36 protein-coding genes are annotated in these 25,827 nt (G+C 70.2%); 34 read left to right on the top strand and 2 right to left on the bottom strand.

Annotation, left to right across the window (positions count from 1 at the left end):
- Window position 1: 1 nt before the first annotated feature.
- The 29 genes from rplD to truA all read left to right on the top strand — a co-directional run bounded on the left by rplD (window position 2) and on the right by truA (window position 16,625).
- Entirely contained in the window at window positions 2–676 is a 675-nt protein-coding gene (gene rplD, locus HCN52_RS06155) for a 50S ribosomal protein L4 (RefSeq protein ID WP_167969368.1), read from the top strand.
- 17 nt (window positions 677–693) lie between these two features.
- A complete protein-coding gene (gene rplW, locus HCN52_RS06150; RefSeq protein WP_167934057.1) occupies window positions 694–1,017 on the top strand; it encodes a 50S ribosomal protein L23 in 324 nt (107 codons plus the stop codon).
- A 47-nt stretch (window positions 1,018–1,064) separates the two neighbouring features.
- Window positions 1,065–1,901 (top strand): 50S ribosomal protein L2, encoded by an 837-nt coding sequence (gene rplB / locus HCN52_RS06145; protein ID WP_168087331.1) that lies wholly within the window; start codon window positions 1,065–1,067, stop codon window positions 1,899–1,901.
- A 12-nt stretch (window positions 1,902–1,913) separates the two neighbouring features.
- Window positions 1,914–2,195, top strand: coding sequence for a 30S ribosomal protein S19 (rpsS, locus tag HCN52_RS06140; RefSeq protein ID WP_167934052.1), 282 nt, complete (start codon window positions 1,914–1,916; stop codon window positions 2,193–2,195).
- Window positions 2,196–2,241: 46 nt separating this feature from the next.
- Window positions 2,242–2,589, top strand: a complete 348-nt coding sequence (rplV, locus tag HCN52_RS06135; RefSeq protein WP_167969457.1) for a 50S ribosomal protein L22 — start codon at window positions 2,242–2,244, stop codon at window positions 2,587–2,589.
- Window positions 2,589–3,425, top strand: a complete 837-nt coding sequence (gene rpsC, locus HCN52_RS06130; RefSeq protein WP_167934051.1) for a 30S ribosomal protein S3 — start codon at window positions 2,589–2,591, stop codon at window positions 3,423–3,425. The genes rplV and rpsC overlap by 1 nt, the downstream gene beginning before the upstream one ends.
- 3 nt (window positions 3,426–3,428) lie before the next feature.
- Complete coding sequence (gene rplP / locus HCN52_RS06125; RefSeq protein ID WP_167934050.1) at window positions 3,429–3,848, top strand: 50S ribosomal protein L16; 420 nt, start codon at window positions 3,429–3,431, stop codon at window positions 3,846–3,848.
- Window positions 3,848–4,072, top strand: coding sequence for a 50S ribosomal protein L29 (gene rpmC, locus HCN52_RS06120; protein ID WP_167969372.1), 225 nt, complete (start codon window positions 3,848–3,850; stop codon window positions 4,070–4,072). The genes rplP and rpmC overlap by 1 nt, the downstream gene beginning before the upstream one ends.
- A complete protein-coding gene (rpsQ, locus tag HCN52_RS06115) occupies window positions 4,072–4,368 on the top strand; it encodes a 30S ribosomal protein S17 (RefSeq protein WP_168087330.1) in 297 nt (98 codons plus the stop codon). The genes rpmC and rpsQ overlap by 1 nt, the downstream gene beginning before the upstream one ends.
- A 116-nt stretch (window positions 4,369–4,484) precedes the next feature.
- The gene (rplN, locus tag HCN52_RS06110; protein WP_019433424.1) at window positions 4,485–4,853 is read left to right on the top strand and encodes a 50S ribosomal protein L14; all 369 of its coding nucleotides are present in this window, start codon (window positions 4,485–4,487) and stop codon (window positions 4,851–4,853) included.
- A gap of 3 nt (window positions 4,854–4,856) precedes the next feature.
- Entirely contained in the window at window positions 4,857–5,180 is a 324-nt protein-coding gene (gene rplX, locus HCN52_RS06105) for a 50S ribosomal protein L24 (RefSeq protein ID WP_167934047.1), read from the top strand.
- Window positions 5,180–5,740 carry a 50S ribosomal protein L5 gene (rplE, locus tag HCN52_RS06100; RefSeq protein ID WP_167934046.1) on the top strand — a complete coding sequence of 187 codons (561 nt, stop codon included), beginning with the start codon at window positions 5,180–5,182 and terminating at the stop codon, window positions 5,738–5,740. The genes rplX and rplE overlap by 1 nt, the downstream gene beginning before the upstream one ends.
- 3 nt (window positions 5,741–5,743) lie before the next feature.
- A complete protein-coding gene (locus HCN52_RS06095; RefSeq protein WP_167934045.1) occupies window positions 5,744–5,929 on the top strand; it encodes a type Z 30S ribosomal protein S14 in 186 nt (61 codons plus the stop codon).
- A 111-nt stretch (window positions 5,930–6,040) separates the two neighbouring features.
- Window positions 6,041–6,439, top strand: a complete 399-nt coding sequence (rpsH, locus tag HCN52_RS06085) for a 30S ribosomal protein S8 (protein ID WP_167969388.1) — start codon at window positions 6,041–6,043, stop codon at window positions 6,437–6,439.
- 23 nt (window positions 6,440–6,462) lie between these two features.
- Window positions 6,463–7,002, top strand: a complete 540-nt coding sequence (gene rplF, locus HCN52_RS06080; RefSeq protein WP_168087329.1) for a 50S ribosomal protein L6 — start codon at window positions 6,463–6,465, stop codon at window positions 7,000–7,002.
- 3 nt (window positions 7,003–7,005) lie between these two features.
- Complete coding sequence (rplR, locus tag HCN52_RS06075) at window positions 7,006–7,389, top strand: 50S ribosomal protein L18 (RefSeq protein WP_167934041.1); 384 nt, start codon at window positions 7,006–7,008, stop codon at window positions 7,387–7,389.
- 41 nt (window positions 7,390–7,430) lie between these two features.
- Window positions 7,431–8,033: a 30S ribosomal protein S5 gene (gene rpsE, locus HCN52_RS06070; protein ID WP_167969400.1), complete on the top strand. Its 603-nt coding sequence runs from the start codon at window positions 7,431–7,433 to the stop codon at window positions 8,031–8,033.
- Window positions 8,033–8,215, top strand: a complete 183-nt coding sequence (gene rpmD, locus HCN52_RS06065) for a 50S ribosomal protein L30 (RefSeq protein ID WP_168087328.1) — start codon at window positions 8,033–8,035, stop codon at window positions 8,213–8,215. The genes rpsE and rpmD overlap by 1 nt, the downstream gene beginning before the upstream one ends.
- 1 nt (window position 8,216) lies before the next feature.
- Window positions 8,217–8,684, top strand: coding sequence for a 50S ribosomal protein L15 (gene rplO / locus HCN52_RS06060; protein ID WP_167934038.1), 468 nt, complete (start codon window positions 8,217–8,219; stop codon window positions 8,682–8,684).
- A gap of 262 nt (window positions 8,685–8,946) precedes the next feature.
- The gene (gene secY / locus HCN52_RS06055) at window positions 8,947–10,257 is read left to right on the top strand and encodes a preprotein translocase subunit SecY (protein WP_168087327.1); all 1,311 of its coding nucleotides are present in this window, start codon (window positions 8,947–8,949) and stop codon (window positions 10,255–10,257) included.
- Window positions 10,257–10,919 carry an adenylate kinase gene (locus HCN52_RS06050; protein ID WP_168087326.1) on the top strand — a complete coding sequence of 221 codons (663 nt, stop codon included), beginning with the start codon at window positions 10,257–10,259 and terminating at the stop codon, window positions 10,917–10,919. The genes secY and HCN52_RS06050 overlap by 1 nt, the downstream gene beginning before the upstream one ends.
- A gap of 246 nt (window positions 10,920–11,165) precedes the next feature.
- Complete coding sequence (gene map, locus HCN52_RS06045; protein WP_168087325.1) at window positions 11,166–12,002, top strand: type I methionyl aminopeptidase; 837 nt, start codon at window positions 11,166–11,168, stop codon at window positions 12,000–12,002.
- 227 nt (window positions 12,003–12,229) lie between these two features.
- A complete protein-coding gene (infA, locus tag HCN52_RS06040; RefSeq protein ID WP_167934064.1) occupies window positions 12,230–12,451 on the top strand; it encodes a translation initiation factor IF-1 in 222 nt (73 codons plus the stop codon).
- 59 nt (window positions 12,452–12,510) lie between these two features.
- Window positions 12,511–12,624, top strand: coding sequence for a 50S ribosomal protein L36 (gene rpmJ / locus HCN52_RS06035; RefSeq protein WP_003956441.1), 114 nt, complete (start codon window positions 12,511–12,513; stop codon window positions 12,622–12,624).
- A 185-nt stretch (window positions 12,625–12,809) separates the two neighbouring features.
- Complete coding sequence (gene rpsM, locus HCN52_RS06030; RefSeq protein ID WP_167934065.1) at window positions 12,810–13,190, top strand: 30S ribosomal protein S13; 381 nt, start codon at window positions 12,810–12,812, stop codon at window positions 13,188–13,190.
- 68 nt (window positions 13,191–13,258) lie between these two features.
- The gene (rpsK, locus tag HCN52_RS06025) at window positions 13,259–13,663 is read left to right on the top strand and encodes a 30S ribosomal protein S11 (RefSeq protein WP_167934066.1); all 405 of its coding nucleotides are present in this window, start codon (window positions 13,259–13,261) and stop codon (window positions 13,661–13,663) included.
- Window positions 13,664–13,949: 286 nt separating this feature from the next.
- Window positions 13,950–14,972 carry a DNA-directed RNA polymerase subunit alpha gene (locus HCN52_RS06020; protein ID WP_168087324.1) on the top strand — a complete coding sequence of 341 codons (1,023 nt, stop codon included), beginning with the start codon at window positions 13,950–13,952 and terminating at the stop codon, window positions 14,970–14,972.
- Between the two features lie 178 nt (window positions 14,973–15,150).
- Complete coding sequence (gene rplQ / locus HCN52_RS06015; protein WP_168087323.1) at window positions 15,151–15,639, top strand: 50S ribosomal protein L17; 489 nt, start codon at window positions 15,151–15,153, stop codon at window positions 15,637–15,639.
- Between the two features lie 125 nt (window positions 15,640–15,764).
- Window positions 15,765–16,625, top strand: coding sequence for a tRNA pseudouridine(38-40) synthase TruA (truA, locus tag HCN52_RS06010; protein ID WP_168087322.1), 861 nt, complete (start codon window positions 15,765–15,767; stop codon window positions 16,623–16,625).
- 99 nt (window positions 16,626–16,724) lie between these two features.
- Here truA and HCN52_RS06005 read toward each other — a convergent pair whose 3' ends face one another.
- Window positions 16,725–17,687 carry a hypothetical protein gene (locus HCN52_RS06005; RefSeq protein WP_168087321.1) on the bottom strand — a complete coding sequence of 321 codons (963 nt, stop codon included), beginning with the start codon at window positions 17,685–17,687 and terminating at the stop codon, window positions 16,725–16,727.
- Between the two features lie 181 nt (window positions 17,688–17,868).
- On the opposite strand from HCN52_RS06005, the gene HCN52_RS06000 reads away from it, so the two are divergent.
- The 5 genes from HCN52_RS06000 to HCN52_RS26100 all read left to right on the top strand — a co-directional run bounded on the left by HCN52_RS06000 (window position 17,869) and on the right by HCN52_RS26100 (window position 24,688).
- Complete coding sequence (locus HCN52_RS06000; protein WP_168087320.1) at window positions 17,869–19,539, top strand: ABC-F family ATP-binding cassette domain-containing protein; 1,671 nt, start codon at window positions 17,869–17,871, stop codon at window positions 19,537–19,539.
- Between the two features lie 333 nt (window positions 19,540–19,872).
- Window positions 19,873–20,316: a 50S ribosomal protein L13 gene (rplM, locus tag HCN52_RS05995; RefSeq protein ID WP_167973530.1), complete on the top strand. Its 444-nt coding sequence runs from the start codon at window positions 19,873–19,875 to the stop codon at window positions 20,314–20,316.
- A 42-nt stretch (window positions 20,317–20,358) separates the two neighbouring features.
- Window positions 20,359–20,877 (top strand): 30S ribosomal protein S9, encoded by a 519-nt coding sequence (gene rpsI, locus HCN52_RS05990; RefSeq protein WP_376767095.1) that lies wholly within the window; start codon window positions 20,359–20,361, stop codon window positions 20,875–20,877.
- A 350-nt stretch (window positions 20,878–21,227) separates the two neighbouring features.
- Window positions 21,228–22,610, top strand: a complete 1,383-nt coding sequence (gene glmM, locus HCN52_RS05985) for a phosphoglucosamine mutase (RefSeq protein ID WP_168087319.1) — start codon at window positions 21,228–21,230, stop codon at window positions 22,608–22,610.
- Between the two features lie 494 nt (window positions 22,611–23,104).
- Window positions 23,105–24,688, top strand: coding sequence for an ImmA/IrrE family metallo-endopeptidase (locus HCN52_RS26100; protein WP_168087318.1), 1,584 nt, complete (start codon window positions 23,105–23,107; stop codon window positions 24,686–24,688).
- Window positions 24,689–24,738: 50 nt separating this feature from the next.
- Here the strand turns inward: HCN52_RS26100 and coaA are convergent, their stop codons facing one another.
- Window positions 24,739–25,689: a type I pantothenate kinase gene (gene coaA / locus HCN52_RS05975; protein WP_168087334.1), complete on the bottom strand. Its 951-nt coding sequence runs from the start codon at window positions 25,687–25,689 to the stop codon at window positions 24,739–24,741.
- Window positions 25,690–25,827 lie beyond the last annotated feature (138 nt).

Raw genomic sequence — 25,827 nt, 5'->3', positions numbered from 1 at the left:
AATGAGCACCGTTAACATTCTTTCGCCCGCAGGCGAGACGACCGGAACCGTCGAGCTCCACGCGGAGATCTTCGACGTCCAGGTCAGCGTTCCGCTGATCCACCAGGTCGTCGTCGCCCAGCTGGCCGCGGCCCGCCAGGGCACGCACAAGACCAAGACCCGGGGCGAGGTGCGCGGCGGTGGCCGCAAGCCGTACCGCCAGAAGGGCACCGGCCGGGCGCGTCAGGGTTCGACCCGTGCGCCGCAGTTCGCCGGTGGTGGCGTCGTGCACGGTCCCGTGCCGCGTGACTACTCGCAGCGCACCCCGAAGAAGATGAAGGCCGCCGCCCTCCGCGGTGCCCTCTCCGACCGTGCCCGTCACGGCCGGGTGCACCTGGTGACCGGTGTGGTCGACGGCGACGTCTCCACCAAGGCCGCCAAGACTCTCTTCGGCAAGATCACCGACCGCAAGAACGTGCTGCTGGTGATCGAGCGCGACGACGAGAGCGCGCTGCTGTCCGCTCGCAACCTCCCCGAGGTGCACATCCTGGACGCGGGCCAGCTGAACACCTACGACGTGCTCGTCTCCGACGACGTTGTCTTCACCAAGGCCGCCTACGACCGCTTCGTGGCCGGTCCGGTGGCCGGCGGCAAGGCCGTCGCTTCCGAGGCGGAGCTTGAAGGGAGCGACGCCTGATGAGCGAGGCAACGCCGATCACCGAAGAGGGCGTCACCAGCAAGACGTTCACGGACCCCCGTGACATCCTGGTCAAGCCCGTGGTCTCCGAGAAGAGCTACGCGCTCCTCGACGAGAACAAGTACACGTTCATCGTGGACCCGCGCGCCAACAAGACCCAGATCAAGCAGGCCGTCGAGGCGGTCTTCTCGGTCAAGGTCGCGGCGGTGAACACGATCAACCGGCAGGGCAAGCGCAAGCGCACCCGCACCGGTTACGGCAAGCGCGCGAACACCAAGCGCGCGATCGTGACCCTCACAGAGGGCGACAGCATCGACATCTTCGGCGGACCGACCTCCTGACGGAGGCCAGGTCCATGAGCTGTCCGATTTTGGACGAGGACTGAGAAATGGGAATCCGCAAGTACAAGCCGACGACTCCTGGCCGTCGTGGCGCCAGCGTCGCCGACTTCGTCGAGGTCACGCGGTCCACGCCGGAGAAGTCGCTGGTTCGCCCGCTGCACAGCAAGGGCGGCCGTAACAACGCCGGTCGTGTGACCGTCCGCCACCAGGGTGGTGGACACAAGCGCGCCTACCGCGTGATCGACTTCCGTCGTCACGACAAGGACGGCGTGCCGGCGAAGGTCGCGCACATCGAGTACGACCCCAACCGCACCGCGCGCATCGCGCTGCTGCACTACGCCGACGGCGAGAAGCGCTACATCATCGCGCCGGCCGGCCTGAAGCAGGGCGACCGCGTGGAGAACGGCGCGGGCGCCGACATCAAGCCCGGCAACAACCTGCCGCTGCGCAACATCCCGGTCGGTACGGTCATCCACGCCATCGAGCTGCGGCCCGGCGGCGGCGCGAAGTTCGCCCGCTCCGCGGGTGCCTCCGTGCAGCTGCTGGCGCGTGAGGGTCGCATGGCCCACCTGCGCATGCCGTCCGGTGAGATCCGCCTGGTCGACGTCCGCTGCCGCGCCACTGTCGGCGAGGTCGGCAACGCCGAGCAGTCGAACATCAACTGGGGCAAGGCCGGCCGTATGCGGTGGAAGGGCGTTCGCCCGACCGTCCGCGGTGTGGTCATGAACCCGGTCGACCACCCGCACGGTGGTGGCGAGGGCAAGACCTCCGGTGGTCGCCACCCGGTCTCGCCCTGGGGCAAGAAGGAAGGCCGTACTCGCGCGCCGAAGAAGGCGAGCAACAAGTACATCGTCCGCCGCCGCAAGACGAACAAGAAGCGCTAGGAGCGGGTTTAGATGCCGCGCAGTCTCAAGAAGGGGCCCTTCGTCGACGACCACCTCACCAAGAAGGTGGACGTCCAGAACGAAGCCGGCACCAAGAACGTCATCAAGACCTGGTCCCGCCGCTCCATGATCGTCCCGGCCATGCTCGGCCACACGATCGCGGTGCATGACGGCCGCAAGCACGTCCCGGTGTTCGTCACCGAGTCGATGGTCGGCCACAAGCTCGGCGAATTCGCGCCGACCCGCACCTTCCGCGGCCACGTGAAGGACGACCGCAAGTCGCGTCGTCGCTGATCGGCGGAGTGCGAAGACTCTTATGACTGACATCGAAGGGACAACCATGGAAGCCAGGGCCCAGGCGCGCTACGTGCGCGTCACGCCCATGAAGGCCCGCCGGGTGGTGGACCTCGTCCGTGGCATGAGTGCCACGGAGGCTCAGGCGGTCCTGCGTTTCGCCCCGCAGGCCGCGAGTGTGCCGGTGGGCAAGGTGCTCGACAGCGCCATTGCCAACGCCGCGCACAACTACGACCACACCGACGCCGACAGCCTCTTCATCTCCGAGGCATTTGTCGACGAGGGCCCGACGCTCAAGCGTTTCCGTCCGCGTGCCCAGGGGCGCGCCTACCGGATCCGCAAGCGGACCAGCCACATCACCGTGGTCGTCAGCAGCAAGGAAGGAACCCGGTAATGGGCCAGAAGGTTAACCCGCACGGGTTCCGGCTCGGCATCACCACCGACTTCAAGTCGCGCTGGTACGCCGACAAGCTGTACAAGGACTACGTCAAGGAAGACGTCGCCATCCGCCGCATGCTCACCCAGGGCATGGAGCGGGCCGGCATCTCCAAGGTGGAGATCGAGCGGACCCGTGACCGGGTGCGCGTCGACGTCCACACCGCCCGGCCGGGCATCGTCATCGGCCGTCGCGGCGCGGAGGCCGACCGCCTCCGGGGCAACCTGGAGAAGCTGACCGGCAAGCAGATCCAGTTCAACATCCTCGAGGTGAAGAACCCGGAGACCGACGCTCAGCTGGTGGCCCAGGCCGTCGCCGAGCAGCTGTCCTCCCGCGTCTCCTTCCGTCGCGCCATGCGCAAGAGCATGCAGTCGACGATGAAGGCCGGCGCCAAGGGCATCAAGGTCCAGTGCAGCGGTCGTCTCGGCGGTGCCGAGATGTCCCGCTCGGAGTTCTACCGCGAGGGTCGGGTGCCGCTGCACACCCTGCGCGCCAACGTGGACTACGGCTTCTTCGAGGCCCGGACCACCTTCGGCCGCATCGGTGTGAAGGTCTGGATCTACAAGGGCGACGTCAAGAACATCGCCGAGGTCCGTGCCGAGAACGCCGCCGCGCGTGCCGGCAACCGTCCCTCCCGCGGCGGCGCCAACGACCGCCCCGCCCGTGGTGGGCGTGGCGAGCGTGGCGGCCGTGGCCGCAAGCCGCAGCAGGCCCCCGCCGAGGGTGCCAAGGCAGAGGCCCCCAAGGCCGACGCCGCTGCAGCTCCGGCCGAGAGCACCGGAAAGGAGAGCTGACCCATGCTGATCCCTCGCAGGGTCAAGCACCGCAAGCAGCACCACCCGAAGCGCTCGGGCATGGCCAAGGGCGGTACCGAGGTTGCGTTCGGCGACTGGGGCATCCAGGCCGTCACCAGCGCCTACGTGACCAACCGGCAGATCGAGGCCGCGCGTATCTCCATGACGCGGCACATCAAGCGTGGCGGCAAGGTGTGGATCAACATCTACCCCGACCGTCCGCTGACCAAGAAGCCCGCCGAGACCCGCATGGGTTCCGGTAAGGGTTCGCCGGAGTGGTGGGTCGCGAACGTCAAGCCCGGACGGGTGATGTTCGAGCTGTCCTACCCGAACGAGAAGATTGCTCGTGAGGCGCTCATCCGCGCTTCCCACAAGCTTCCGATGAAGTGCCGGATCGTTCGGCGCGAGGCAGGAGAGGCGTGATGGCGGCCGGTACCAAGGCGGCCGAGCTGCGTGAGCTGAACAACGAGGAGCTCGTTGTGAAGCTGCGCGAGGCCAAGGAGGAGCTGTTCCGGCTCCGTTTCCAGTCGGCCACGGGTCAGCTGGAGAACAACAGCCGACTCCGGGCCGTTCGGAAGGACATCGCCCGGATCTACACCCTGATGCGTGAGCGCGAGCTCGGCATCGAGACGGTGGAGGGCGCCTGATGAGCGAGGACGTCAAGAACACCGTGACTACTACCGACACCGAAGAGCGCAACGCCCGCAAGGTCCGTGAGGGCCTCGTGGTCAGCGACAAGATGGAGAAGACCGTCGTTGTCGCCGTCGAGGACCGCGTGAAGCACGCGCGGTACGGCAAGATCCTCCGCCGTACCAGCAAGCTGAAGGCGCACGACGAGCAGAACTCCGCTGGTGTCGGTGACCGTGTCCTCCTCATGGAGACCCGGCCGCTGTCCGCAACCAAGCGCTGGCGCATCGTCGAGATCCTCGAGAAGGCGAAGTAACCAGCACTCATTCCTGAGCCGCCAGGCTCAGGATCAGTTCCGCCAGGCTCGGCGGGGACGGTCGCCCCAGTGGCGGCCGGCCCCGCCGGGAACCGGCAGACGATCAGGAGAGAGACGTGATCCAGCAGGAGTCGCGACTGCGCGTCGCCGACAACACGGGTGCCAAGGAGATTCTCTGCATCCGTGTGCTCGGTGGCTCGGGTCGCCGCTACGCGGGTATCGGCGACGTCATCGTCGCCACCGTCAAGGATGCGATCCCCGGCGGCAACGTGAAGAAGGGTGACGTCGTCAAGGCCGTCATCGTTCGCGCCGTCAAGGAGCGCCGTCGTCCCGACGGCTCGTACATCCGCTTCGACGAGAACGCCGCCGTCATTCTGAAGAACGACGGCGACCCCCGCGGCACCCGCATCTTCGGCCCGGTCGGCCGTGAGCTGCGCGAGAAGAAGTTCATGAAGATCATCTCGCTCGCGCCGGAGGTGCTGTAACCGATGAAGATCAAGAAGGGCGACCTGGTCCAGGTCATCACCGGTAAGGACAAGGGCAAGCAGGGGAAGGTCATCGTCGCCTACCCCCGCGAGGAGCGCGTCCTGGTCGAGGGTGTCAACCGGGTCAAGAAGCACACGAAGGCCGGCCAGACCGCCCGTGGCTCGAAGACCGGTGGCATCGTCACGACCGAGGCCCCCGTGCACGTGTCCAACGTGGCGCTCGTGGTCGAGCAGGACGGCACGAAGGTCACCACTCGCGTCGGGTTCCGCTTCGACGACGAGGGCAACAAGATCCGCGTTGCCAAGCGGACCGGTGAGGACATCTGATGACTGCCACCACCAACGCACCGCGCCTCAAGACGCGCTACCGCGAGGAGATCGCGGGCAAGCTGCGTGACGAGTTCAAGTACGAGAACGTCATGCAGACCCCGGGCCTCACCAAGATCGTGGTCAACATGGGTGTGGGCGACGCCGCCCGCGACTCCAAGCTGATCGAGGGCGCGATCCGCGACCTCGCCACGATCACCGGCCAGAAGCCGGCCGTCACCAAGGCCCGCAAGTCCATCGCGCAGTTCAAGCTGCGCGAGGGTCAGCCGATCGGCGCGCACGTCACGCTGCGCGGCGACCGCATGTGGGAGTTCATGGACCGTCTGCTGTCGCTGGCGCTGCCGCGCATCCGCGACTTCCGGGGCCTGTCCCCGAAGCAGTTCGACGGCCGGGGCAACTACACCTTCGGTCTCACGGAGCAGGTCATGTTCCACGAGATCGACCAGGACAAGATCGACCGGGTCCGCGGCATGGACATCACCGTGGTCACCACGGCCACCAACGACGACGAGGGCCGCGCGCTCCTGCGCCACCTCGGATTCCCGTTCAAGGAGGCCTGAGCCATGGCGAAGAAGTCGCTGATCGCCAAGTCCGCCCGCAAGCCGAAGTTCGCGGTGCGCGCCTACACCCGCTGCCAGCGGTGCGGCCGTCCGCACTCCGTCTACCGCAAGTTCGGCCTGTGCCGAGTCTGCCTGCGCGAGATGGCTCACCGCGGTGAGCTGCCCGGCGTGACCAAGAGCTCCTGGTAAGGACCACAACAACTACGCCGTAGGTCCCCGTGCCACACCCGTCCCGCCTCGGAGCGGGGAGAGGGACGGCGCAGACAGGAAACCCCGGCGAGAGAGGCCCAGGGCCATCACATGACTATGACTGACCCGATCGCGGACATGCTCACGCGTCTGCGAAACGCAAACTCGGCTTACCACGACGACGTCGTGATGCCGCACAGCAAGATCAAGTCGCACATCGCGGAGATCCTCCAGCAGGAGGGCTACATCACCGGCTGGAAGACCCAGGACGCCACGGTCGGCAAGAGCCTGGTCGTCGAGCTGAAGTTCGGCCCGAACCGCGAGCGCTCGATCGCCGGCATCAAGCGGATCTCGAAGCCGGGCCTGCGGGTCTACGCAAAGTCCACCAACCTGCCGAAGGTGCTCGGCGGCCTCGGCGTGGCGATCATCTCCACGTCGCACGGCCTGCTCACCGACAAGCAGGCGCACAAGAAGGGCGTGGGTGGGGAAGTCCTCGCCTACGTCTGGTAACGGAAGGGAACGGAGGAACAGCAATGTCGCGTATCGGCAAGCTCCCCATCCAGGTTCCCGCCGGTGTGGACGTCACCATCGACGGCCAGACGGTCGGCGTGAAGGGCCCCAAGGGCTCCCTGGCGCACACCGTCGTCGAGCCGATCGAGGTCGCCAAGGACGAGGACGGCACCATCGTCGTCACTCGCCCGAACGACGAGAACCGGAACAAGGCGCTTCACGGCCTGTCCCGCACGCTGGTGGCGAACCTGATCACTGGCGTGACCCAGGGCTACAGCAAGCGGCTGGAGATCAGCGGTGTGGGTTACCGGGTCCTGGCGAAGGGCTCCGACCTGGAGTTCTCGCTCGGATACAGCCACCCGATCCTGATCAAGGCCCCCGAGGGCATCACCTTCAAGGTGGAGTCCCCGACCAAGCTGAGTGTCGAGGGCATCGACAAGCAGCAGGTCGGCGAGGTCGCCGCCCGGATTCGCAAGCTGCGCAAGCCCGACCCGTACAAGGCCAAGGGCGTCAAGTACGAGGGCGAAGTCATCCGCCGCAAGGTCGGAAAGGCTGGTAAGTAACCCATGGCATACGGTGTGAAGATCGCCAAGGGCGACGCCCGTAAGCGCACTGCCGCCAAGCGCCGCCACCTGCGGATCCGCAAGCGGATCTCCGGTACCGCCGAGCGTCCGCGCCTGGTGGTCACGCGGTCGAACCGGCACATGGTGGCCCAGGTCATCGACGATGTGAAGGGCCACACGCTGGCCTCCGCCTCGTCGCTGGACGTGTCCATCCGTGACGGCGAAGGCGACAAGAGCGACAAGGCCAAGCAGGTCGGCGCACTCCTCGCGGAGCGGGCCAAGACGGCCGGCGTCGAGGCTGTCGTGTTCGACCGTGGCGGTAACCGGTACGCGGGGCGCATCGCCGCCCTGGCGGACGCCGCCCGCGAGGCCGGGCTCAAGTTCTGAGCCGGTTCCGTAGCTAGCGGAAACAGAAAGAGGTAATTCCAATGGCTGGACCCCAGCGCCGCGGTGGCGGCGCCGGTGGCGGCGAGCGGCGGGACCGGAAGGGCCGTGACGGCGGCGCAGCTGCCGAGAAGACCGCGTACGTTGAGCGCGTTGTCGCGATCAACCGCGTCGCCAAGGTTGTGAAGGGTGGTCGTCGCTTCAGCTTCACCGCGCTGGTCGTGGTGGGCGATGCCGATGGCACCGTCGGTGTCGGATACGGGAAGGCGAAGGAGGTTCCGGCCGCCATCGCCAAGGGTGTTGAGGAGGCCAAGAAGAGCTTCTTCAAGGTCCCCCGCATCCAGGGCACCATCCCCCACCCGATCCAGGGTGAGGAGGCCGCCGGTGTCGTGCTCCTCAAGCCCGCGTCCCCCGGTACCGGCGTCATCGCCGGTGGCCCGGTGCGTGCGGTGCTCGAGTGCGCCGGCATCCACGACGTGCTGAGCAAGTCGCTCGGTTCGTCCAACCCCATCAACATCGTGCACGCCACGGTGGCCGCGCTCCGGGGCCTGCAGCGTCCCGAGGCGATCGCCGCCCGTCGTGGCCTGCCGCTGGAGGACGTCGCCCCCGCAGCTCTGCTGCGTGCGCGTGCCGGGGTGGGTGCCTGATGGCTCGCCTGAAGATCACCCAGACCAAGTCCTACATCGGTAGCAAGCAGCACCACCGTGACACGCTCCGCTCGCTCGGGCTGAAGCGCGTCAACGACACCGTGGTGAAGGATGACCGCCCCGAGTTCCGTGGCATGGCCCAGGCCGTGCGGCACCTCGTGACGGTCGAGGAGGTCGACTGATATGAGCGAGAACAAGCCGCTCAAGGTCCACAACCTCCGCCCGGCTCCCGGCGCCAAGACCGCCAAGACCCGTGTGGGTCGCGGTGAGGCGTCGAAGGGCAAGACCGCGGGCCGCGGTACCAAGGGCACCAAGGCCCGTTACCAGGTCAAGGCGGGCTTCGAGGGTGGACAGCTGCCGCTGCACATGCGGCTGCCCAAGCTCAAGGGTTTCAAGAACCCCGCCCACAAGCAGTTCCAGGTCGTCAACCTGGAGCGTCTCGCTTCCCTCTACCCCGAGGGTGGCGAGGTGACGGTGGCCGACCTGGTCGCCAAGGGCGCCGTGCGCAAGAACGAGCTCGTCAAGGTGCTGGGCACCGGTGAGATCTCGGTGGCCGTGCAGGTGACGGTTGACGCCGTCTCCGGCTCCGCCAAGGAGAAGATCACCGCTGCCGGCGGCACCGTCACCGAGCTCCTTCGGGCCGAGGACTGAGCCGAACGATGATCACACGACCGGGGATGCCCTTTGAGGGCATCCCCGGTCGCTCGTTCCGGCAGAGCCCGTGCGCCGGTAAGGTATCCCCGGTGCCACATGTCGTGGCCCGTCCGTGCCATGCTCCGTGACGCTGAAGGGCGTTGGGGTGTACATGGTGTGACGGCGCCTCGGCCGCCGGCTCAGCTGCCCGACCAGACTTATCCGTTGAACATCAAGACCGTCACCTCTCGCGGGTACCGCGGGGGGCGCAGGAGGAACCGTGCTCACCGCGTTCGCCCGGGCGTTCCAGACCCCCGACCTGCGTAAGAAGCTGCTCTTCACGCTCGGCATTGTGGTGCTGTTCCGGTTCGGGGCCCACGTCCCCACGCCGGGCGTCAGCTACCAGAACGTCCAGTACTGCGTCGCCGGCATCGAACAGGGCAACGCCGGACTGTTCGGTCTCGTCAACATGTTCAGCGGTGGCGCGCTGATGCAGCTGACCATCTTCGCTCTGGGGATCATGCCGTACATCACGGCGAGCATCATCCTCCAGCTGCTGGTGGTGGTGATCCCGAGGCTCGAGGCCCTGAAGAAGGAGGGGCAGTCGGGCCAGGCGAAGATCACCCAGTACACCCGCTACCTGACGGTGGCCCTCGCCGTCCTGCAGGCCACCGGCCTGGTGGCGACCGCGCGCAGTGGCTCGCTCTTCCCCGGCTGCGACCGTCCGATCATCCCGGACGACGGCATCTACACGACGATCCTGATGATCATCACCCTCACGGCGGCCACCGCGCTGATCATGTGGATGGGTGAGCTGATCACCGACCGCGGCATCGGCAACGGCATGTCGATGCTGATGTTCGTCTCGATCGCCTCCGGCTTCCCCGCGGCCCTGTGGTCGATCAAGCAGGGTGGCTCGCTGGCCGACGGCTGGATCGAGTTCGGCGTCGTGGTCCTCGTCGGTCTCGCGATCGTCTTCCTGGTCGTCTTCGTCGAGCTCGCCCAGCGCCGCATCCCGGTGCAGTACGCGAAGCGGATGATCGGCCGCCGCGCCTACGGCGGGACCTCGACCTACATCCCGCTCAAGGTGAACCAGGCCGGCGTCATCCCGGTCATCTTCGCCTCCTCGCTGCTGTACATCCCGATGCTGCTGGTGACCTTCAGCGACTCCGAGGCCGGCTGGGCCGACTGGGTCCAGCGCCACCTGCAGTCGATGGACAGCCCGATCTACCTGATCACGTACTTCCTGCTCATCGTGTTCTTCGCGTTCTTCTACGTGTCCATCACGTTCAACCCCGAAGACGTGGCCGAGAACATGAAGAAGTATGGTGGCTTCATCCCGGGCATCCGGGCGGGTCGTCCCACGGTGGAGTACCTGAGCTACGTGCTCAACCGCATCACCTGGCCCGGCGCGCTCTACCTGGGCATGATCGCCCTGATCCCCGCGGTCGCGCTGATCATGTTCGGCGCCCAGGGTGAGTTCCCCTTCGGCGGAACCTCCATCCTGATCATCGTGGGTGTCGGTCTGGAGACCTGCCGGCAGATCGAGAGCCAGCTGCACCAGCGAAACTACGAAGGGTTCCTCCGCTGATGAGAATCGTCCTCGTCGGTCCGCCCGGTGCGGGCAAGGGCACGCAGGCCGCGTTGCTCGCCGAGAACCTCGGCATCCCGCACATCTCGACCGGAGACCTCTTCCGCGCCAACATCAGCCAGGGCACCGCGCTCGGGCTGGAGGCCCAGCGCTACATGCGCGAGGGCAACCTGGTGCCGGACGAGATCACTGTCGGGATGGCGACCGACCGGATGGCTCACGCGGATGCCGCGGACGGGTTCCTGCTGGACGGCTTCCCGCGGAACATCGCCCAGGCCCGTGCGCTGGACAAGCAGCTGGAGGAGGCCGAGCTCGCGCTCGACGCCGTTCTCGACCTGGAGGTCCCCGAGGAGGAGGTCGTCCGGCGGATCGCCGGCCGCCGGATGTGCAGCGCGGACTCCAGCCACATCTACCACGTGGAGTACTCGCGGCCGAAGGTCGACGGGATCTGCGACGTCTGCGGTGGCGAGCTCTACCAGCGCGAGGACGACTCCGAGGAGACGGTCCGCAAGCGCCTGGAGGTCTACCATCAGGAGACCGAGCCGATCATCGACTACTACCGTGAGCAGAACCTGGTGGTGACGATCTCCGCGCTCGGCGCGGTGCCCGAGATCACCCGGCGGGCGCTGGACGCCCTGCGCGACGGTACCTCCGGCGCCTGAGCGCGACCGGAACGCGACGACCGGCGGGCCCGCCCGCCGACTGCACGGTCCCCGGCCGTGATGCCCCCTCGGGTGTCACGGCCGGGGGCGTGTGCGGGGTCGGTCGAGGACGGCGGGCAGCCGTCGCCCGCAGCGGCGAGCCGCATCGCCCGCCACCGACCACCGACCAGCACCGACAGAGCACCGACCAGCACCGACAGAGCACCGAGACGCCGGAACCGGCACCGACTGCGTGAGGAACCCCCGATGGTGGAGCTCAAGAACCCCGAGCAGATCGCCAGCATGCGCGCCGCCGGGCTGGTGGTCGCCGAGATGCACCGCCGGTGTGCGGAGGCAGCCGTGCCCGGTGCCAGCACCGGCGAGCTGGACCGGGTCGCCGCCCAGGTGCTGGCCGACCACGGCGCCAAGCCGAACTTCCTCGGCTACGGCGGCTTCCCCGGCAACATCTGCACCTCGGTCAACGATGTCGTCGTCCACGGCATCCCTTCCGACGACGAGGTGCTCCGCAGCGGCGACCTGCTGTCGATCGACGCCGGCGCGATCGTGGACGGCTGGCACGCCGACGCCGCCATCACCGTGCTGGTGGGGGAGGGCCACGGCCCCGAGGTGCTGGAGCTGAACCGGGTCACCGAGGAGTCGCTGTGGGCCGGGCTGGCCGCGATGCGGCTCGGCAACCGGCTGGTGGACATCTCGCGCGCCGTGCAGGACGACGTCCGGCGGCAGCCGAAGCCGCCGTCCGGCAAGTGGGGCATCGTCGAGGAGTACGGCGGCCACGGCATCGGCAGCGCCATGCACATGGACCCGCACGTGCTGAACTACGTCGAGCGTCGGCGCGGCCGCGGCCCGAAGCTGGTGCCCGGTATGTGCCTCGCCATCGAGCCGATGATCTCGCTGGGCACCCCGCGCACCCATGTGCTGGCCGACGACTGGACGGTCAAGACCGACGACGGCACCTGGGCCGCCCACTGGGAGCACTCCATCGCGCTGACGGAGCAGGGCCCGCTGGTGCTGACGGCTCCGGACGGCGGCCGGGCGCGGCTGGCCGCGCTGGGCGTCACCACCGCCCCGGACCCGCTCGCCTGAGCGGCTGAGCGCGGCACCGGACCGGTCGGGGTCGCTGCGGCCGGGTCCCACCCGTGCGAGGGGCGTCGTCCGCGCCGTGCATATCCTGCGGCCAGGTGGGGAATGATGAGAGGATTCGTCTTTCCGGGCGACGTGCCGTAGACTGGTGCGTCGGTCCCTGTACACCTGTGTATAAGGGCTGTCCAGGTAGTCCAGGTAGCCGATCCCGGAAGGTGAAGCGCTCAAGTATGGCCAAAAAACAAGGGGCCATCGAGATCGAGGGCACCGTCGTCGAGTCTCTGCCGAACGCCATGTTCAAAGTGGAGCTCCAGAACGGGCATCAGGTCCTCGCGCACATCAGCGGCAAGATGCGGATGAACTACATCCGTATTCTTCCCGACGACCGGGTCGTGGTGGAGCTCTCTCCCTACGACCTGACCCGCGGGCGGATCGTCTACCGCTACAAGTAGATCCCCGCTTCATCCGCGGGGGCGTCCGTAGATCATCAAGTCCCGGAGAACCTCATCCCATGAAGGTCAAGCCGAGCGTCAAGAAGATCTGCGACAAGTGCAAGGTGATCCGCCGCCACGGCCGGGTCATGGTCATCTGCGACAACCTGCGCCACAAGCAGCGCCAGGGCTGACGCAGACCGCCCGCACTTCTCGCGGTTCTTCGCGCGACGCACGCATCACGCGACCCCTTTGAATACGCAGACACCCGCCCTCGCGCCCAGCGCGGCGGCGACACCCCCGGTCGGAGGCCGGGGACCCGGCGTGAGACGCCGGGACAGGTGCTGCAGCAGACCTCCGACGAGTACAGGAGCCATACATGGCACGCCTCGCAGGCGTTGACCTTCCGCGTGAGAAGCGCGTGGAGGTTGGTCTGACCTATGTGTTCGGGATCGGCCGTACGCTGGCCCAGGAGACCCTGAGCGCCACCGGTATCGACCCCGACACCCGCGTCCGCGACCTTGACGAGGAGCAGCTCGTCAAGCTCCGCGACTACGTGGACGCCAACATCAAGACCGAGGGTGACCTCCGTCGCGAGATCCAGGCCGACATCCGCCGCAAGGTCGAGATCGGCTGCTACGAGGGTCTGCGTCACCGTCGGGGCCTGCCGGTCCACGGTCAGCGCACCAAGACCAACGCCCGCACCCGCAAGGGCCCGCGTCGCGCGATCGCCGGCAAGAAGAAGCCGGGCAAGAAGTAGTCCTCACCGGTCACTGATTCTCAGGTCCGAGTGCACAGGACCGACCACCTCCACGGGAGTACACCCATATGCCTCCGAAGGGCCGTCAGGCCGGCGCCAAGAAGATGCGCCGCAAGGAGAAGAAGAACGTCGCCCACGGGCACGCTCACATCAAGAGCACGTTCAACAACACCATCGTTTCGATCACGGACCCCACCGGCAACGTGATCTCCTGGGCCTCCGCCGGCCACGTCGGCTTCAAGGGCTCGCGCAAGTCCACCCCCTTCGCCGCGCAGATGGCCGCCGAGTCGGCCGCCCGTCGCGCGCAGGAGCACGGCATGCGCAAGGTCGACGTCTTCGTGAAGGGTCCCGGCTCCGGCCGTGAGACCGCGATCCGCTCGCTCCAGGCCACCGGCCTGGAGGTCGGCTCGATCCAGGACGTCACGCCCACGCCGCACAACGGCTGCCGTCCCCCCAAGCGCCGCCGCGTCTGACGCACGGCGTGTGCCCCGTCGGCCCGGCTCCACCGGCCGGCCGCGGGGCTCCGGAACACGGGGGCGGGTCCGCGTCACGCGGGCCCGCCCCTGACGGGTCCCCGCCTCCGGGCGGGACCCGGACCGCGGTGGTCGGCCTCCGGGCCGGCGCCGCGGCAGCACCACCGGTGCCTCGGCACCGCACCGCCGGACCCCGGTCCGGCGGCCGCACCATCTGGAGCACGACAGACCACTGTCGTCTGGCCCGGCATCAAATAGTGGGTGCCGGAGACTGGAGTCATCACTCATGCTGATCGCTCAGCGTCCCTCCCTGACCGAAGAGGTCGTCGACGAGTTCCGCTCGCGGTTCGTGATCGAGCCGCTGGAGCCGGGCTTCGGCTACACCCTCGGCAACTCCCTGCGGCGCACGCTGCTCTCCTCGATCCCCGGTGCCGCCGTCACCAGCATCCGGATCGACGGTGTCCTGCACGAGTTCACCACCGTGCCGGGCGTCAAGGAGGACGTCACCGACCTCATCCTCAACATCAAGCAGCTGGTCGTCTCCTCGGAGCACGACGAGCCGGTCGTGATGTACCTGCGCAAGCAGGGCCCCGGCCTGGTCACCGCCGCGGACATCGCCCCGCCGGCCGGCGTCGAGGTCCACAACCCCGACCTGGTCCTGGCGACCCTCAACGCCAAGGGCAAGCTGGAGATGGAGCTGACCGTCGAGCGCGGTCGCGGCTACGTCTCCGCGGTGCAGAACAAGCAGGCCGGCCAGGAGATCGGCCGCATCCCGGTCGACTCCATCTACAGCCCCGTGCTGAAGGTGACCTACAAGGTCGAGGCGACCCGTGTCGAGCAGCGCACCGACTTCGACAAGCTCATCGTGGACGTCGAGACCAAGGAGTCCATGCGCCCGCGCGACGCCATGGCGTCCGCCGGCAAGACCCTGGTCGAGCTGTTCGGCCTGGCCCGCGAGCTGAACGTCGACGCCGAGGGCATCGACATGGGCCCGTCGCCGACCGACGCGGCGCTCGCCGCCGACCTGGCGCTGCCGATCGAGGAGCTGGAGCTGACCGTCCGCTCCTACAACTGCCTCAAGCGTGAGGGCATCCACTCGGTGGGCGAGCTGGTGGCCCGTTCCGAGGCGGACCTGCTCGACATCCGCAACTTCGGCGCCAAGTCGATCGACGAGGTCAAGGCGAAGCTGGCCGGCATGGGCCTGGCCCTGAAGGACAGCCCGCCCGGATTCGACCCGACCACCGCCGCCGACGCCTTCGGCGCGGACGACGACGGCGACGCCGGGTTCGTCGAGACCGAGCAGTACTGAGCCACCCGAGCCGCGGGGGGGGGGGGGGCCCCCCCCCCCCCCCCGCCGCTCCGCCCGGCACCCCGCCGGGCACCACGGACTTCCGGGCGACCCCCGGAGATCCGCGCGGACACCCCTGTCCGGGCGGCCCTGACACCGGTACCTGACACGGCCGGTGCAGACACGGAGGAGAAACACCATGCCGAAGCCCACGAAGGGCCGCCGGCTGGGCGGTAGCCCCGCCCACGAGCGTCTGATGCTGGCCAACCTGGCCACCGCGCTGTTCGAGCACGGCCGCATCACCACCACCGAGGCGAAGGCCCGTCGGCTGCGTCCGGTCGCCGAGCGTCTGATCACCAAGGCGCGCAAGGGCGACCTGCACAACCGCCGCCAGGTCATGCAGACCATCCGGGACAAGAGCGTGGTCCACACCCTCTTCACCGAGATCGGTCCGGGGTTCGCCAACCGCCCCGGTGGTTACACCCGCATCACCAAGGTCGGTCCCCGTCGTGGCGACAACGCCCCGATGGCCGTGATCGAGCTGGTCGAGGCGCTCACCGTGCAGCAGGAGGCGGTCGGCGAGGCCGAGGCCGCCACCACCCGCGCGGTGAAGGAGGACGCCCTGGCGAAGGAGTCCACCACCGAGGCGAAGGCCGACGAGGCCGCCGAGGAGAAGAAGGACGCCTGATCCGGCGCACCTGACACGGTCGAACGGGCCCGCCCCCTTCCGAGGGGGCGGGCCCGTTCGTCGCGTCCGGGGGCGGGAGAGGGGCGGCGCCGGGCCGGGCGGGGGAGGGGTGAGATGATCCCCGGGTGAGTGACGAGGTGCGCGCCGGTCAGGTGCGGGTACGGCTGGACCTGGCCTACGACGGCTCCGACTTCTCCGGTTGGGCCCGCCAGAAGGGGGACCGGCGGACGGTCCAGAGCGAGCTGGAGGACGCGCTCCAGGTCGTGACGCGCTCCGCGGAGCGCCATGAGCTGACGGTCGCCGGCCGGACCGACGCCGGGGTGCACGCCCGCGGTCAGGTGGCGCACGTCGACCTCCCGGAGGAGGTCTGGGCCCAGCACCGCGAGAAGCTGCTGCGGCGGCTTGCGGGGCGCCTGCCGCACGATGTGCGGGTCTTCCGGGTCGCCGAGGCGCCCGCGCACTTCAACGCGCGGTTCTCGGCGATCTGGCGCCGCTACGTCTACCGCGTCACCGACCACCCCGGCGGGGTCGACCCGCTGCGGCGGAGCCATGTGCTGTGGCACAACTGGCCGCTCGACGAGACCGCCATGAACGAGGCAGCCGCCGGGCTGCTCGGCGAGCACGACTTCGCGGCCTACTGCAAGCAGCGGGAGGGCGCCACCACCATCCGGACGCTGCGGCGGCTGGAGTGGCGGCGGCAGCCGGACGGGGTGCTGGAGGCGACGGTGCTCGCCGACGCCTTCTGCCACAACATGGTGCGCTCACTGGTGGGCGCGATGCTGTTCGTCGGGGACGGCCACCGTCCGCCGTCCTGGCCGGCGCAGGTGCTGGCAGCCGGCGTGCGGGACTCGGCGGTGCACGTGGTGCGGCCGCACGGGCTGACCCTGGAGGAGGTCGGCTATCCGGCGGACGAGCGCCTCGCCGACCGGAACCGGGAGGCGCGCAACCGGCGCACGCTCCCGGCCTCCGCCGCCGGCTGCTGCTGAGACCGGGACGACCGCCGCCGCGGGAGCGGCAGCGGCGGGAGCGGGCCGGAGCCGCGTCAGGCGCCCCGGCCCGGCACCCGGATCACCGTGCGACCCGGGTCACCCCTCCTCCTCGTCGCCCGCACCGCCGGAGTTCCGCTCGCGGATGATGGCCGCGGCCGACTCCGACGCCTGGTCCTCGCCCCGCAGCACGATCCGGGCGTGCGCGTGGGCGTTGCCGTCGCGTGCGGCCTGCTGGGCCGGGGTGCCGTCCCCGGCGTCGGGCGTGTTGTCGGCGTTGCCCGCGATGGTGAAGTACGCGTAGCGGCCGACCTGGTTCTTCGTGGTCCGGCAGCCGCCGCGTTCGCAGAACGCCGGTGCCTCGCCGCTGGTCAGCTGCGAGACGTGCCCGGCGGCCGCCTCCTTGGCCGCGGCGGCGTCCTCGGCGGTGGGGAACTGGGCGACGCCGATGGTGACGGCCACGGCGCCGTCGCTGTAGGTGGCCCGCGCCAGCCCGGTGCAGCCGTGCTGGGAGAGGGTCTCGCCCAGCGCCACGTCGGCGGCGTCCACGCAGCTCTCGGAGTCGGCGACGGCGCGGCGGACGTAGGTGCGCCCGTCCACCTCCATCGGGTCGTCGGAGAAGAACGTGTCGGCGGCGAACGGCGCGAGATCCTTGTCCGCGTCGGTGATGAACTCGCGGGGCTTGGGGACGGGGGGCAGCGAGGTCTCCTCGAAGCTGGGCTCCGGGGCCGGCTCCTGCAGCTCCTCGGTGTCCTCCGCGGAGCCGGCCGTGTTCTGCGAGCCCTCGTCACCGCCGCCGCTCTGCTGCACGATCCCGAGGGCGACGACGGCGCCGATCGCCAGGGTCGCGGTCGCCGCCGCCGCGATGATCAGCAGCCGCTTGCGCTGCCGCCGCTTGTCGGCCTCGGCGGCCAGTCGGTTCCAGTCGGGTGCGCCTCCCGGTGCCGGCGGCTGCCCCCACGGAGGCTGGCTCTCCTGCTGCCGCTGCGGTCCGCCCGGGGACGGGCGTCCGCCCTGGGGTTGTCCGGGGGTCCACTGCGGTCCCCCCTGCCATGAACTCATGCGCGCAGTTTAGGGAAGCGAACGCACTGCTCCTGCGCCCGCACGGTCACAATCAGGTCCCCGCCGGTCACCGGCGTGAGGCTGCCACCCCGGCCGCCCGGCACGGCGGCGGCCCAGCGTCGGGCCCCCACGTCGGGAAACCGGTTGGGTTCGCGCCCCGGCTACGGCGACAATCGGTCGCATGGGTCATGTCGAGGTCGCGCATCTGGACTACGTCCTGCCCGACGGCCGTCCGCTGCTGCAGGACGTGTCGTTCCGGGTGGGAGAGGGGAGCGCGGTGGCGCTGGTCGGCGCCAACGGTGCGGGGAAGACCACACTGCTGCGCATGATCGCCGGTGAGCTCGCCCCGGAGGAGGGCACGGTCACCGTCAGCGGTGGGCTCGGCGTGATGCCGCAGTTCATCGGCTCCGGCGACCGGGACGACGAGCGCACCGTCCGCGACCTGCTGGTCTCCGTCGCCCCGGTGCGCATCCGCGAAGCGGCGCGCGCCGTGGACGCCGCCGAACTCGCGGTGATGACCACCGACACCGAGGCCGACCAGATGGCGTACGCGCAGGCGCTCGCCGACTGGGCGGAGGCGCAGGGCTACGAGGCGGAGACGCGCTGGGACATCTGCACCACCGCCGCGCTCGGGATGCCGTACGAGCGGGCCCAGTGGCGCCGGCTGAACACCCTCTCCGGCGGTGAGCAGAAGCGGCTGGTGCTGGAGTCGCTGCTGCGCGGTTCCGAGGAGGTGCTGCTGCTCGACGAGCCGGACAACTACCTCGACGTCCCCGGCAAGCGCTGGCTGGAGGAGCAACTGCTCCAGACCCGCAAGACCGTGCTGTTCATCTCCCACGACCGGGAGCTGCTCGCCCGCTCGGCACAGAAGATCATCAGCGTGGAGCCGGGACCGGCCGGATCGGACGTGTGGGTCCACGGCGGCGGCTTCGCCACCTTCCCGGAGGCCCGGCGGGAGCGGTTCGCCCGCTTCGAGGAGCTGCGGCGGCGCTGGGACGAGAAGCACGCCCAGCTCAAGCAGCTGGTGAACACGCTCAAGAACAAGGCGGCCTTCAACGACGGGCTCGCCTCCCGGTACCAGGCGGCGCAGACGCGGCTCCGCAAGTTCGAGGAGGCCGGCCCGCCGCAGCAGCCGCCCCGCGAGCAGGAGATCACCATGCGGCTGCGCGGCGGCCGGACCGGAGTGCGTGCGGTCACCTGCGAGGGGCTGGAACTGACCGGTCTGATGCGGCCGTTCTCGCTGGAGGTCTTCTACGGCGAGCGAGTGGCGGTGCTGGGCTCCAACGGCTCCGGCAAGTCCCACTTCCTGCGGCTGCTGGCCGGGGAGCCGGTGGCCCACGACGGGGTCTGGAAGCTGGGCGCCCGGGTGGTGCCGGGCCACTTCTCGCAGACCAACGCGCTCACCGGCCCGCGGCCGGCGGGTGCCGCCCCCGCGTCGTCAGCGGCGCGTGCGGCCGCCGCGCGCACCCTGCTGGAGATCCTCTGGACGGAGCACGCCAAGGACAGGGGCGCGGCGATGTCCGCGCTGCGCCGCTACGAACTGGACCGGCAGGCGGAGCAGCCCTACGAGCGGCTCTCCGGCGGGCAGCAGGCGCGGTTCCAGATCCTGCTGCTGGAGCTCGGCGGTGCCACCGCGCTGCTGCTGGACGAGCCCACGGACAACCTGGACCTGGAGTCCGCCGAGGCGCTCCAGGCGGGGCTGGAGGCGTTCGACGGCACGGTGCTGGCGGTCACCCACGACCGCTGGTTCGCACGCGGCTTCGACCGTTTCCTGGTGTTCGGTTCCGACGGCCGGGTCCGGGAGGTCCCGGAGCCGGTGTGGGACGAGGCGCGGGTGGCGCGCGCCCGGTGACGGCGACCGCCCCGCGGCCCGCGTCCCCGGCTGCCCCACCGTGCTGACCGGCGACGACGCCGGGCCAGGGACCGGCGCCGTGGGCGCCCGGCGGCCCCTCCGGGGGCGGCCGCCGGGGGACGGTCGGGAACCCGTTTTGACCCGTCCGGGTGGAGCCCGGTATTCTGCCTGGTCGATATGCGTTTGGCTTGCTCGATCTCACGAGAGGGGCCTTGCGCGGTCGTCCGCGAGATCATCCGGCCCCGTGCCACGGTTGCGTCACCGTGTCGCGTGCGGCCGCCGATCGCGTGTCCGGCCAGTTAAGGACCCACTCAACAAGCGAAGGCTACGACCGTGCGTACGTACAGCCCCAAGCCCGGCGACGTCCAGCGTCAGTGGCACGTGATCGACGCCGAGGACATCGTCCTCGGTCGTCTCGCGTCCCAGGCGGCCACCCTCCTGCGCGGCAAGCACAAGCCGATCTACGCGCCGCACGTCGACACCGGTGACTTCGTCATCATCGTCAACGCCGCGAAGGTGCACCTGTCCGGCAACAAGCGGACCCAGAAGCTCGCCTACCGCCACTCGGGCTACCCGGGCGGCCTGCGCTCGATGCGCTACGACGAGCTGCTGGAGAAGAGCCCGGAGAAGGCCGTCGAGAAGGCCGTCAAGGGCATGCTCCCCAAGAACACCCTGGGCCGTCAGATGCTCTCCAAGCTGAAGGTCTACGCCGGTCCCGAGCACCGTCACGGCGCGCAGCAGCCCGTGCCGTTCGAGATCACCCAGGTCGCGCAGTAGTCCCGGCCACACCCCTAAGACACCGAGAATCTGAGGAACATCGTGGCCGAGAACACCACTGAGACCGAGACCGACACCCTCGACGCCGCTGTGCCGGACGTCCAGGAGTACACCACCGAGTCCGCTCCCTCCGAGGACTTCGCCGCGGACGAGTCCGCCCGCTTCGGCGACCCCCTCCCGGGTGCCGGCACCGGCCGCCGCAAGAGCGCGATCGCCCGCGTGCGCATCGTGCCCGGCAGTGGCAAGTGGAAGGTCAACGGGCGCACCCTCGAGGGGTACTTCCCCAACAAGGTGCACCAGCAGGAAGTCAACGAGCCCTTCAAGGTGCTGGAGCTCGACGACCGCTACGACGTCGTCGCCCGCATCGCCGGCGGCGGCATCTCCGGCCAGGCCGGTGCGCTGCGCCTCGGCGTCGCCCGTGCCCTCAACGAGGCCGACGTGGACAACAACCGCGGCGCCCTCAAGAAGGCCGGCTTCCTGACCCGTGACGCCCGCGCCGTCGAGCGCAAGAAGGCCGGTCTGAAGAAGGCCCGTAAGGGAACGCAGTACAGCAAGCGTTGACGGGAGGCGGGGTTCGCCCCGCCGCCGTCACGACGCCCCGCCGGTCGCCACGCGCCGGCGGGGCGTCCGCTTTGTGCGCTCTCCCGCCGCCGCGCACGGCCGGCTCCGCGCCCCGCGGGGGCGCCCGGCGCGGCCCGCGGGTGGGCGCGGTCCGGGGAGGGCGGGCGTGGCCGGTGTGTCGGTCGTGTGCCGCCGCCGTGGTCCGCCTGCGTGTCCGTTCCCGCTCCCTCCCCGCGCGTGGGCACGGCACGCACAGGACCCGTACGCACGTGCCACGACCGGGCGAAACGTGCGGGATATGGTTGATGAGGTCAACGGCGCGGGGGCGGCAGCTATCTCGGAGGACAACTGTGGGACGACTTTTCGGGACGGACGGCGTCCGTGGCGTCGCCAACGTGGAACTGACCGCGGAACTGGCCCTGGGACTGTCGTGCGCAGCGGCCCGGGTGCTGTCGACGCCGGGTGCCGAGCCGCGGCGCCCGGTCGCCGTGGTCGGTCGCGACCCCCGTGCCTCCGGTGAGTTCCTGGAGGCCGCCGTCGTCGCGGGCCTCGCCTCCGCCGGGGTGGACGTGCTGCGGCTCGGCGTGCTGCCGACGCCCGCCGTCGCCCACCTCACGGGTGCCCTCGGCGCCGACTTCGGCGTCATGCTGTCCGCCAGCCACAACCCGATGCCCGACAACGGCATCAAGTTCTTCGCGCGCGGCGGCCTGAAGCTCGCCGACGAGCTGGAGGACCGCATCGAGGCCGTCTACCGGGAGCTGGCCGAGGGCAAGCCGTGGGACCGGCCGACCGGCGCGGGTGTCGGCCGTGTCACCGACCACGCCTCCGGGCTGGACACCTACGTCTCCCACCTGATGGGCGTCCTCCCGGACCGGCTCGACGGACTGAAGCTGGTGGTGGACGGCGCCCACGGCGCCGCCTCGCGCGTCGCGCCGGAGGCGTTCGCGCGGGCGGGTGCCGAGGTCATCAGCATCGGCGCCGACCCCGACGGCCTCAACATCAACGACGGTCACGGCTCCACGCACCTCGGGCCGCTGCGGGCGGCGGTGCTGGAGTACGGCGCCGACCTCGGGATCGCGGTGGACGGCGACGCGGACCGCTGCCTCGCGGTGGACGCCGCCGGCGAGGTCGTCGACGGCGACCAGATCCTGGCCGTCCTGGCGCTGGCCCTGCGGGAGCGCGGGCGGTTGCGCCACGACACCGTCGTCGCCACCGTCATGTCGAACCTCGGCTTCAAGCTGGCGCTGGAGGCCGAGGGGCTGACGCTCCGCCAGACCGCGGTCGGCGACCGGTACGTCATGGAGGAGATGAAGGCGGGCGGCTTCGCGCTGGGCGGTGAGCAGTCGGGCCACGTCATCGTGCTGGACCACGCCACCACCGGCGACGGCACCCTCACCGGCCTGCTCCTCGCCGCCCGGGTCGCGGCCACCGGCCGCACCCTGGCCGAGCTGGCGGGCGTCATGCGGCGGCTGCCGCAGGTGCTGGTCAACGTCCGCGGGGTGGACAAGAGCCGCGCGGCGACCTCGCCGGAGCTGGCCGCCGCCGTGGTCGAGGCCGAGCAGGAGCTCGGCGACACCGGCCGCGTGCTGCTGCGTCCCTCGGGCACCGAGCCGCTGGTCCGCGTCATGGTCGAGGCCGCCGACGCGGAGCAGGCGGCGGCCGTCGCCGAGCGGCTCGCCGACGTGGTGCGCTCCGCGCTCTCCCTGGAGTCGCCGGCCACCGCGGGGTCCTGACGCGCCCTTCGCCCCGCCGCTGTTCCCCGCCCGCCCCCCCCCCCCCCCCCGCGGGGGGGGCGGGGGTGCGCCGGGGGCGCGTGTGTACCTGGTGTGCTGCGAGGTCACTGGTACGGGCGGCTGTGAAGCTGTTTCGCTGCGGTCTTCCCGTGGTGCCGCCGACAATCGGCTCGGCGGCAACGCGACGGCGCTGGGGGCTCACGCATGCGGTACGAACCCAATCCCAAGCACAAGGAACCCTGGCAGCGGGGGGCTCGCGGTTCCCTCTGTCCGCCTGGCATCGACGCGGCGGCGCTGCTCGCCGAGAGCGTGGCTGATCCGGACAAACCGGGCAAGCGATATGCTACCGACGGGACACTCGCCTACTGCGGTCACGAGCACGCCCCCGGCTGCTGGCACGGTTTTCCCGTCGAGTGGCGAAGCGTGCCCGAGAAGCTCCGGAGGCAGTGGCTGGCGGCCAAGCTGGTCACCCGGCGCACCGTCAGAGAGCACTGGTGACCGATGTGACTGTGACCAACTGGCAGATGCGGGCAGGCAGCCCCTCGGAGTTCGCATTCGGCGTGTCCTTCCTGCCCAACCCCCATGGGGACGAGGACCGTGCGACCGCCGAGATGGCGGCGTCCTGGGGGTCCTTCACCCTGTGGGCTGGCGGGGAGAACCTCTGCGCACATCTGGAGCAGGGCGAGGTGGTCGAAGCCGCGCACTGGTACCTGCTGCCTTTCCTGGAGTGGCTGACGCTGTGTTGGGACGCCCTGCTCCACGAGGAGCGCCTCCCGCTGCGGAACTCGGGTGACTCCGCGGCCGAAGCGCTGGCGGTCAGCCGGACGCCGCCGCCCTCCCTCTCCGAGACGGACGAGTTCGCGTGGCTGGACCGGTGGACCGGCTGGTGGGCGCGCCACAGCGTCCGTGCGGCCCGTGAGGGAGGGCTCTTCCCCGACATCCACCTACGGAGGTACCGGTCCTCGCTGGAGGTCTCGACGGGTGCGGAGAGGCTGGTGGGGGTCCCGGAGAGTTTCGCGTTTCTCACCCCGCACCGGCGTTATGAGATCGAGGTCCGACAGGCCGCGGAGGCGCTGTATTCGGTGCTGACCGCCGCAGTGGCGGAGCTGGCACGCCGAGTGCCGGACTCCGGGCGGGTGGCAGCGCTGGTCCGGGCGGTCCGGGACCTCTCGGTGGCCGACCGGAGGCCGCAGCGCATGGCGTGGCTGGCGGGACTGGGGGAGGACACCGCCCGGTACCGGTCCCTGGCCGCCGCGGTGGACGAGGTCCTGGACGGGGTGGACGAGCGTGCCCGGCAGGACATCGTCGGCAGTGACCGGGCCACGGCACTGGTCGTCGGCGGCAGCGCGTACGCCCGCTTGCTCTACGGCGCCCAGTCCCCTTCCACCACCCGCGAGGATGCCGTGGCGCTCACCTCCGCACTGGTGCGCAACCATGTGGACGACGCCTCCCCGTGGCTGGACCGCCTTCCGTCCGCTCACGACCTGGGGGAGGTGGGAGAGCTGCGGGCCGGCGAGCAGGGCGGGGTGTTCGGCGAGGAGGCGTGCGAACTGCTCGTGACCGACCGCGACGCCACGTGGGTCGATGTCCATGCGGTGCTCGGCGTGCTGGGGGTGGCCAGAGCGGAGATCGCGCTCTCCGACCCGGACGTGCGGGCCGTCTCCGTCTTCGGACCCACGCAACGCCCCACCGTCTACACCAATGTCAGCACGCGATGGGGCCGCAGCCCGGAGGTCGAGCGCTTCACGCTCGCCCACGAGCTCGCGCACCTGATCCTGGACCGCGACCGGGGATGCGAGGTGGCTGTGGCCTCGGGCCCTTGGGCGCCCCGCGCGGTCGAGCAGCGCGCCAACGCGTTCGCGGCCGCCTTTCTCATGCCCACCCGGCTGCTGCGGCATCACCTGGCGACGGCGCCGGGGCCCGCACGCGAACTCGACACGGTCGCCCACGTCGCGTCCCAGCTCCGGGTCAGCGTCTCCTCGCTGATCGACCGCCTCTTCAATCTGGGGGAGTTCGACCACGAGGAGTGGGGAAGACTGCGCCACCGGTGGCGCTCCGCTCCGGCGGACGGTGGATGACCGATGCCCGCCCCCGACGCCACCGCGTCGGGGGCGGGGGTGCGCCGGGGTCAGACCTTGCGGAGGGCCAGGCGCTGCACGGTGTGGTCGGGGCCCTTGCGGAGGATCAGTGTCGCGCGGCCGCGGGTCGGTGCGATGTTCTCCACCAGGTTGGGCTCGTTGATGGTGTCCCAAATGGTCCGCGCATAGGCCAGGGCCTCCTCCTCCGAGACCTCGGTGTAGCGGCGGAAGTAGGACGAGGGGTCCTGGAACGCGGTCTCGCGCAGCTTGCGGAACCGGGCGAGGTACCAGTCGCGGATGTCCTGGGTGCGGGCGTCGACGTAGACGGAGAAGTCGAAGAAGTCCGCCACGGCGACCCGGGTGCGGCCGTCCGCCCCGGGAAGGGCGGGCTGGAGGACGTTCAGTCCCTCGACGATGAGGATGTCGGGGCGGCGAACCACCAGCCGCTCGTCCGGGACGATGTCGTAGATGAGGTGGGAGTAGACCGGTGCCGTCACCTCGGGCCGGCCCGCCTTCACATCGGCGACGAACCGGGTCAGCGCCCGGCGGTCGTAGGACTCCGGGAAGCCCTTGCGGGACATCAGGCCGCGCCGCCGCAGTTCCGCGTTGGGCAGCAGGAAGCCGTCGGTGGTGACCAGCTCGACACGGGGGTGCTCCGGCCATCGGGCGAGCAGCGCCCGCAGCAGCCGGGAGACCGTCGACTTGCCGACCGCCACGCTCCCCGCGACGCCGATGACGAACGGCGTCCCCCGGGAGGCGGTGTCGCCGCCCGCGCCGCCGAGGAAGGTGTGGAGGGCGCCGCGCAGTCCGTGGGTGGCGCCCACGTAGAGGTTGAGCAGCCGGGAGAGCGGGAGATAGACCTCCCGGACCTCGTCCAGGTCGCTGACGTCGCCCAGGCCGCGCAGCCCGGCGATCTCCTCGGCGGCGAGCGGGGCCGCGGAGGCGGAGCGCTCGCGCAGCGCCGACCACTCGGCGCGGCTGAGGTCCACATAGGGACTCATGCCGCCGGGCGGCGCGGCGGGCGACGGGGGCGTGGCGGGGCCGCTCCCCGCCGTCGGGCCGGTGGTCGGACGGGCGTGCGATTGCATGGACACGTCGACCATTGTGCGCGCGCCGCCCCCGGCGCGCCCGCACCGGCC

The sequence above is a fragment of the Streptomyces bohaiensis genome (assembly GCF_012033785.1).
Lineage (GTDB): Bacteria > Actinomycetota > Actinomycetes > Streptomycetales > Streptomycetaceae > Streptomyces > Streptomyces bohaiensis.
Note: the sequence above shows the minus strand (reverse complement) of the source record. Positions and strands in the feature narration are given on the sequence as shown.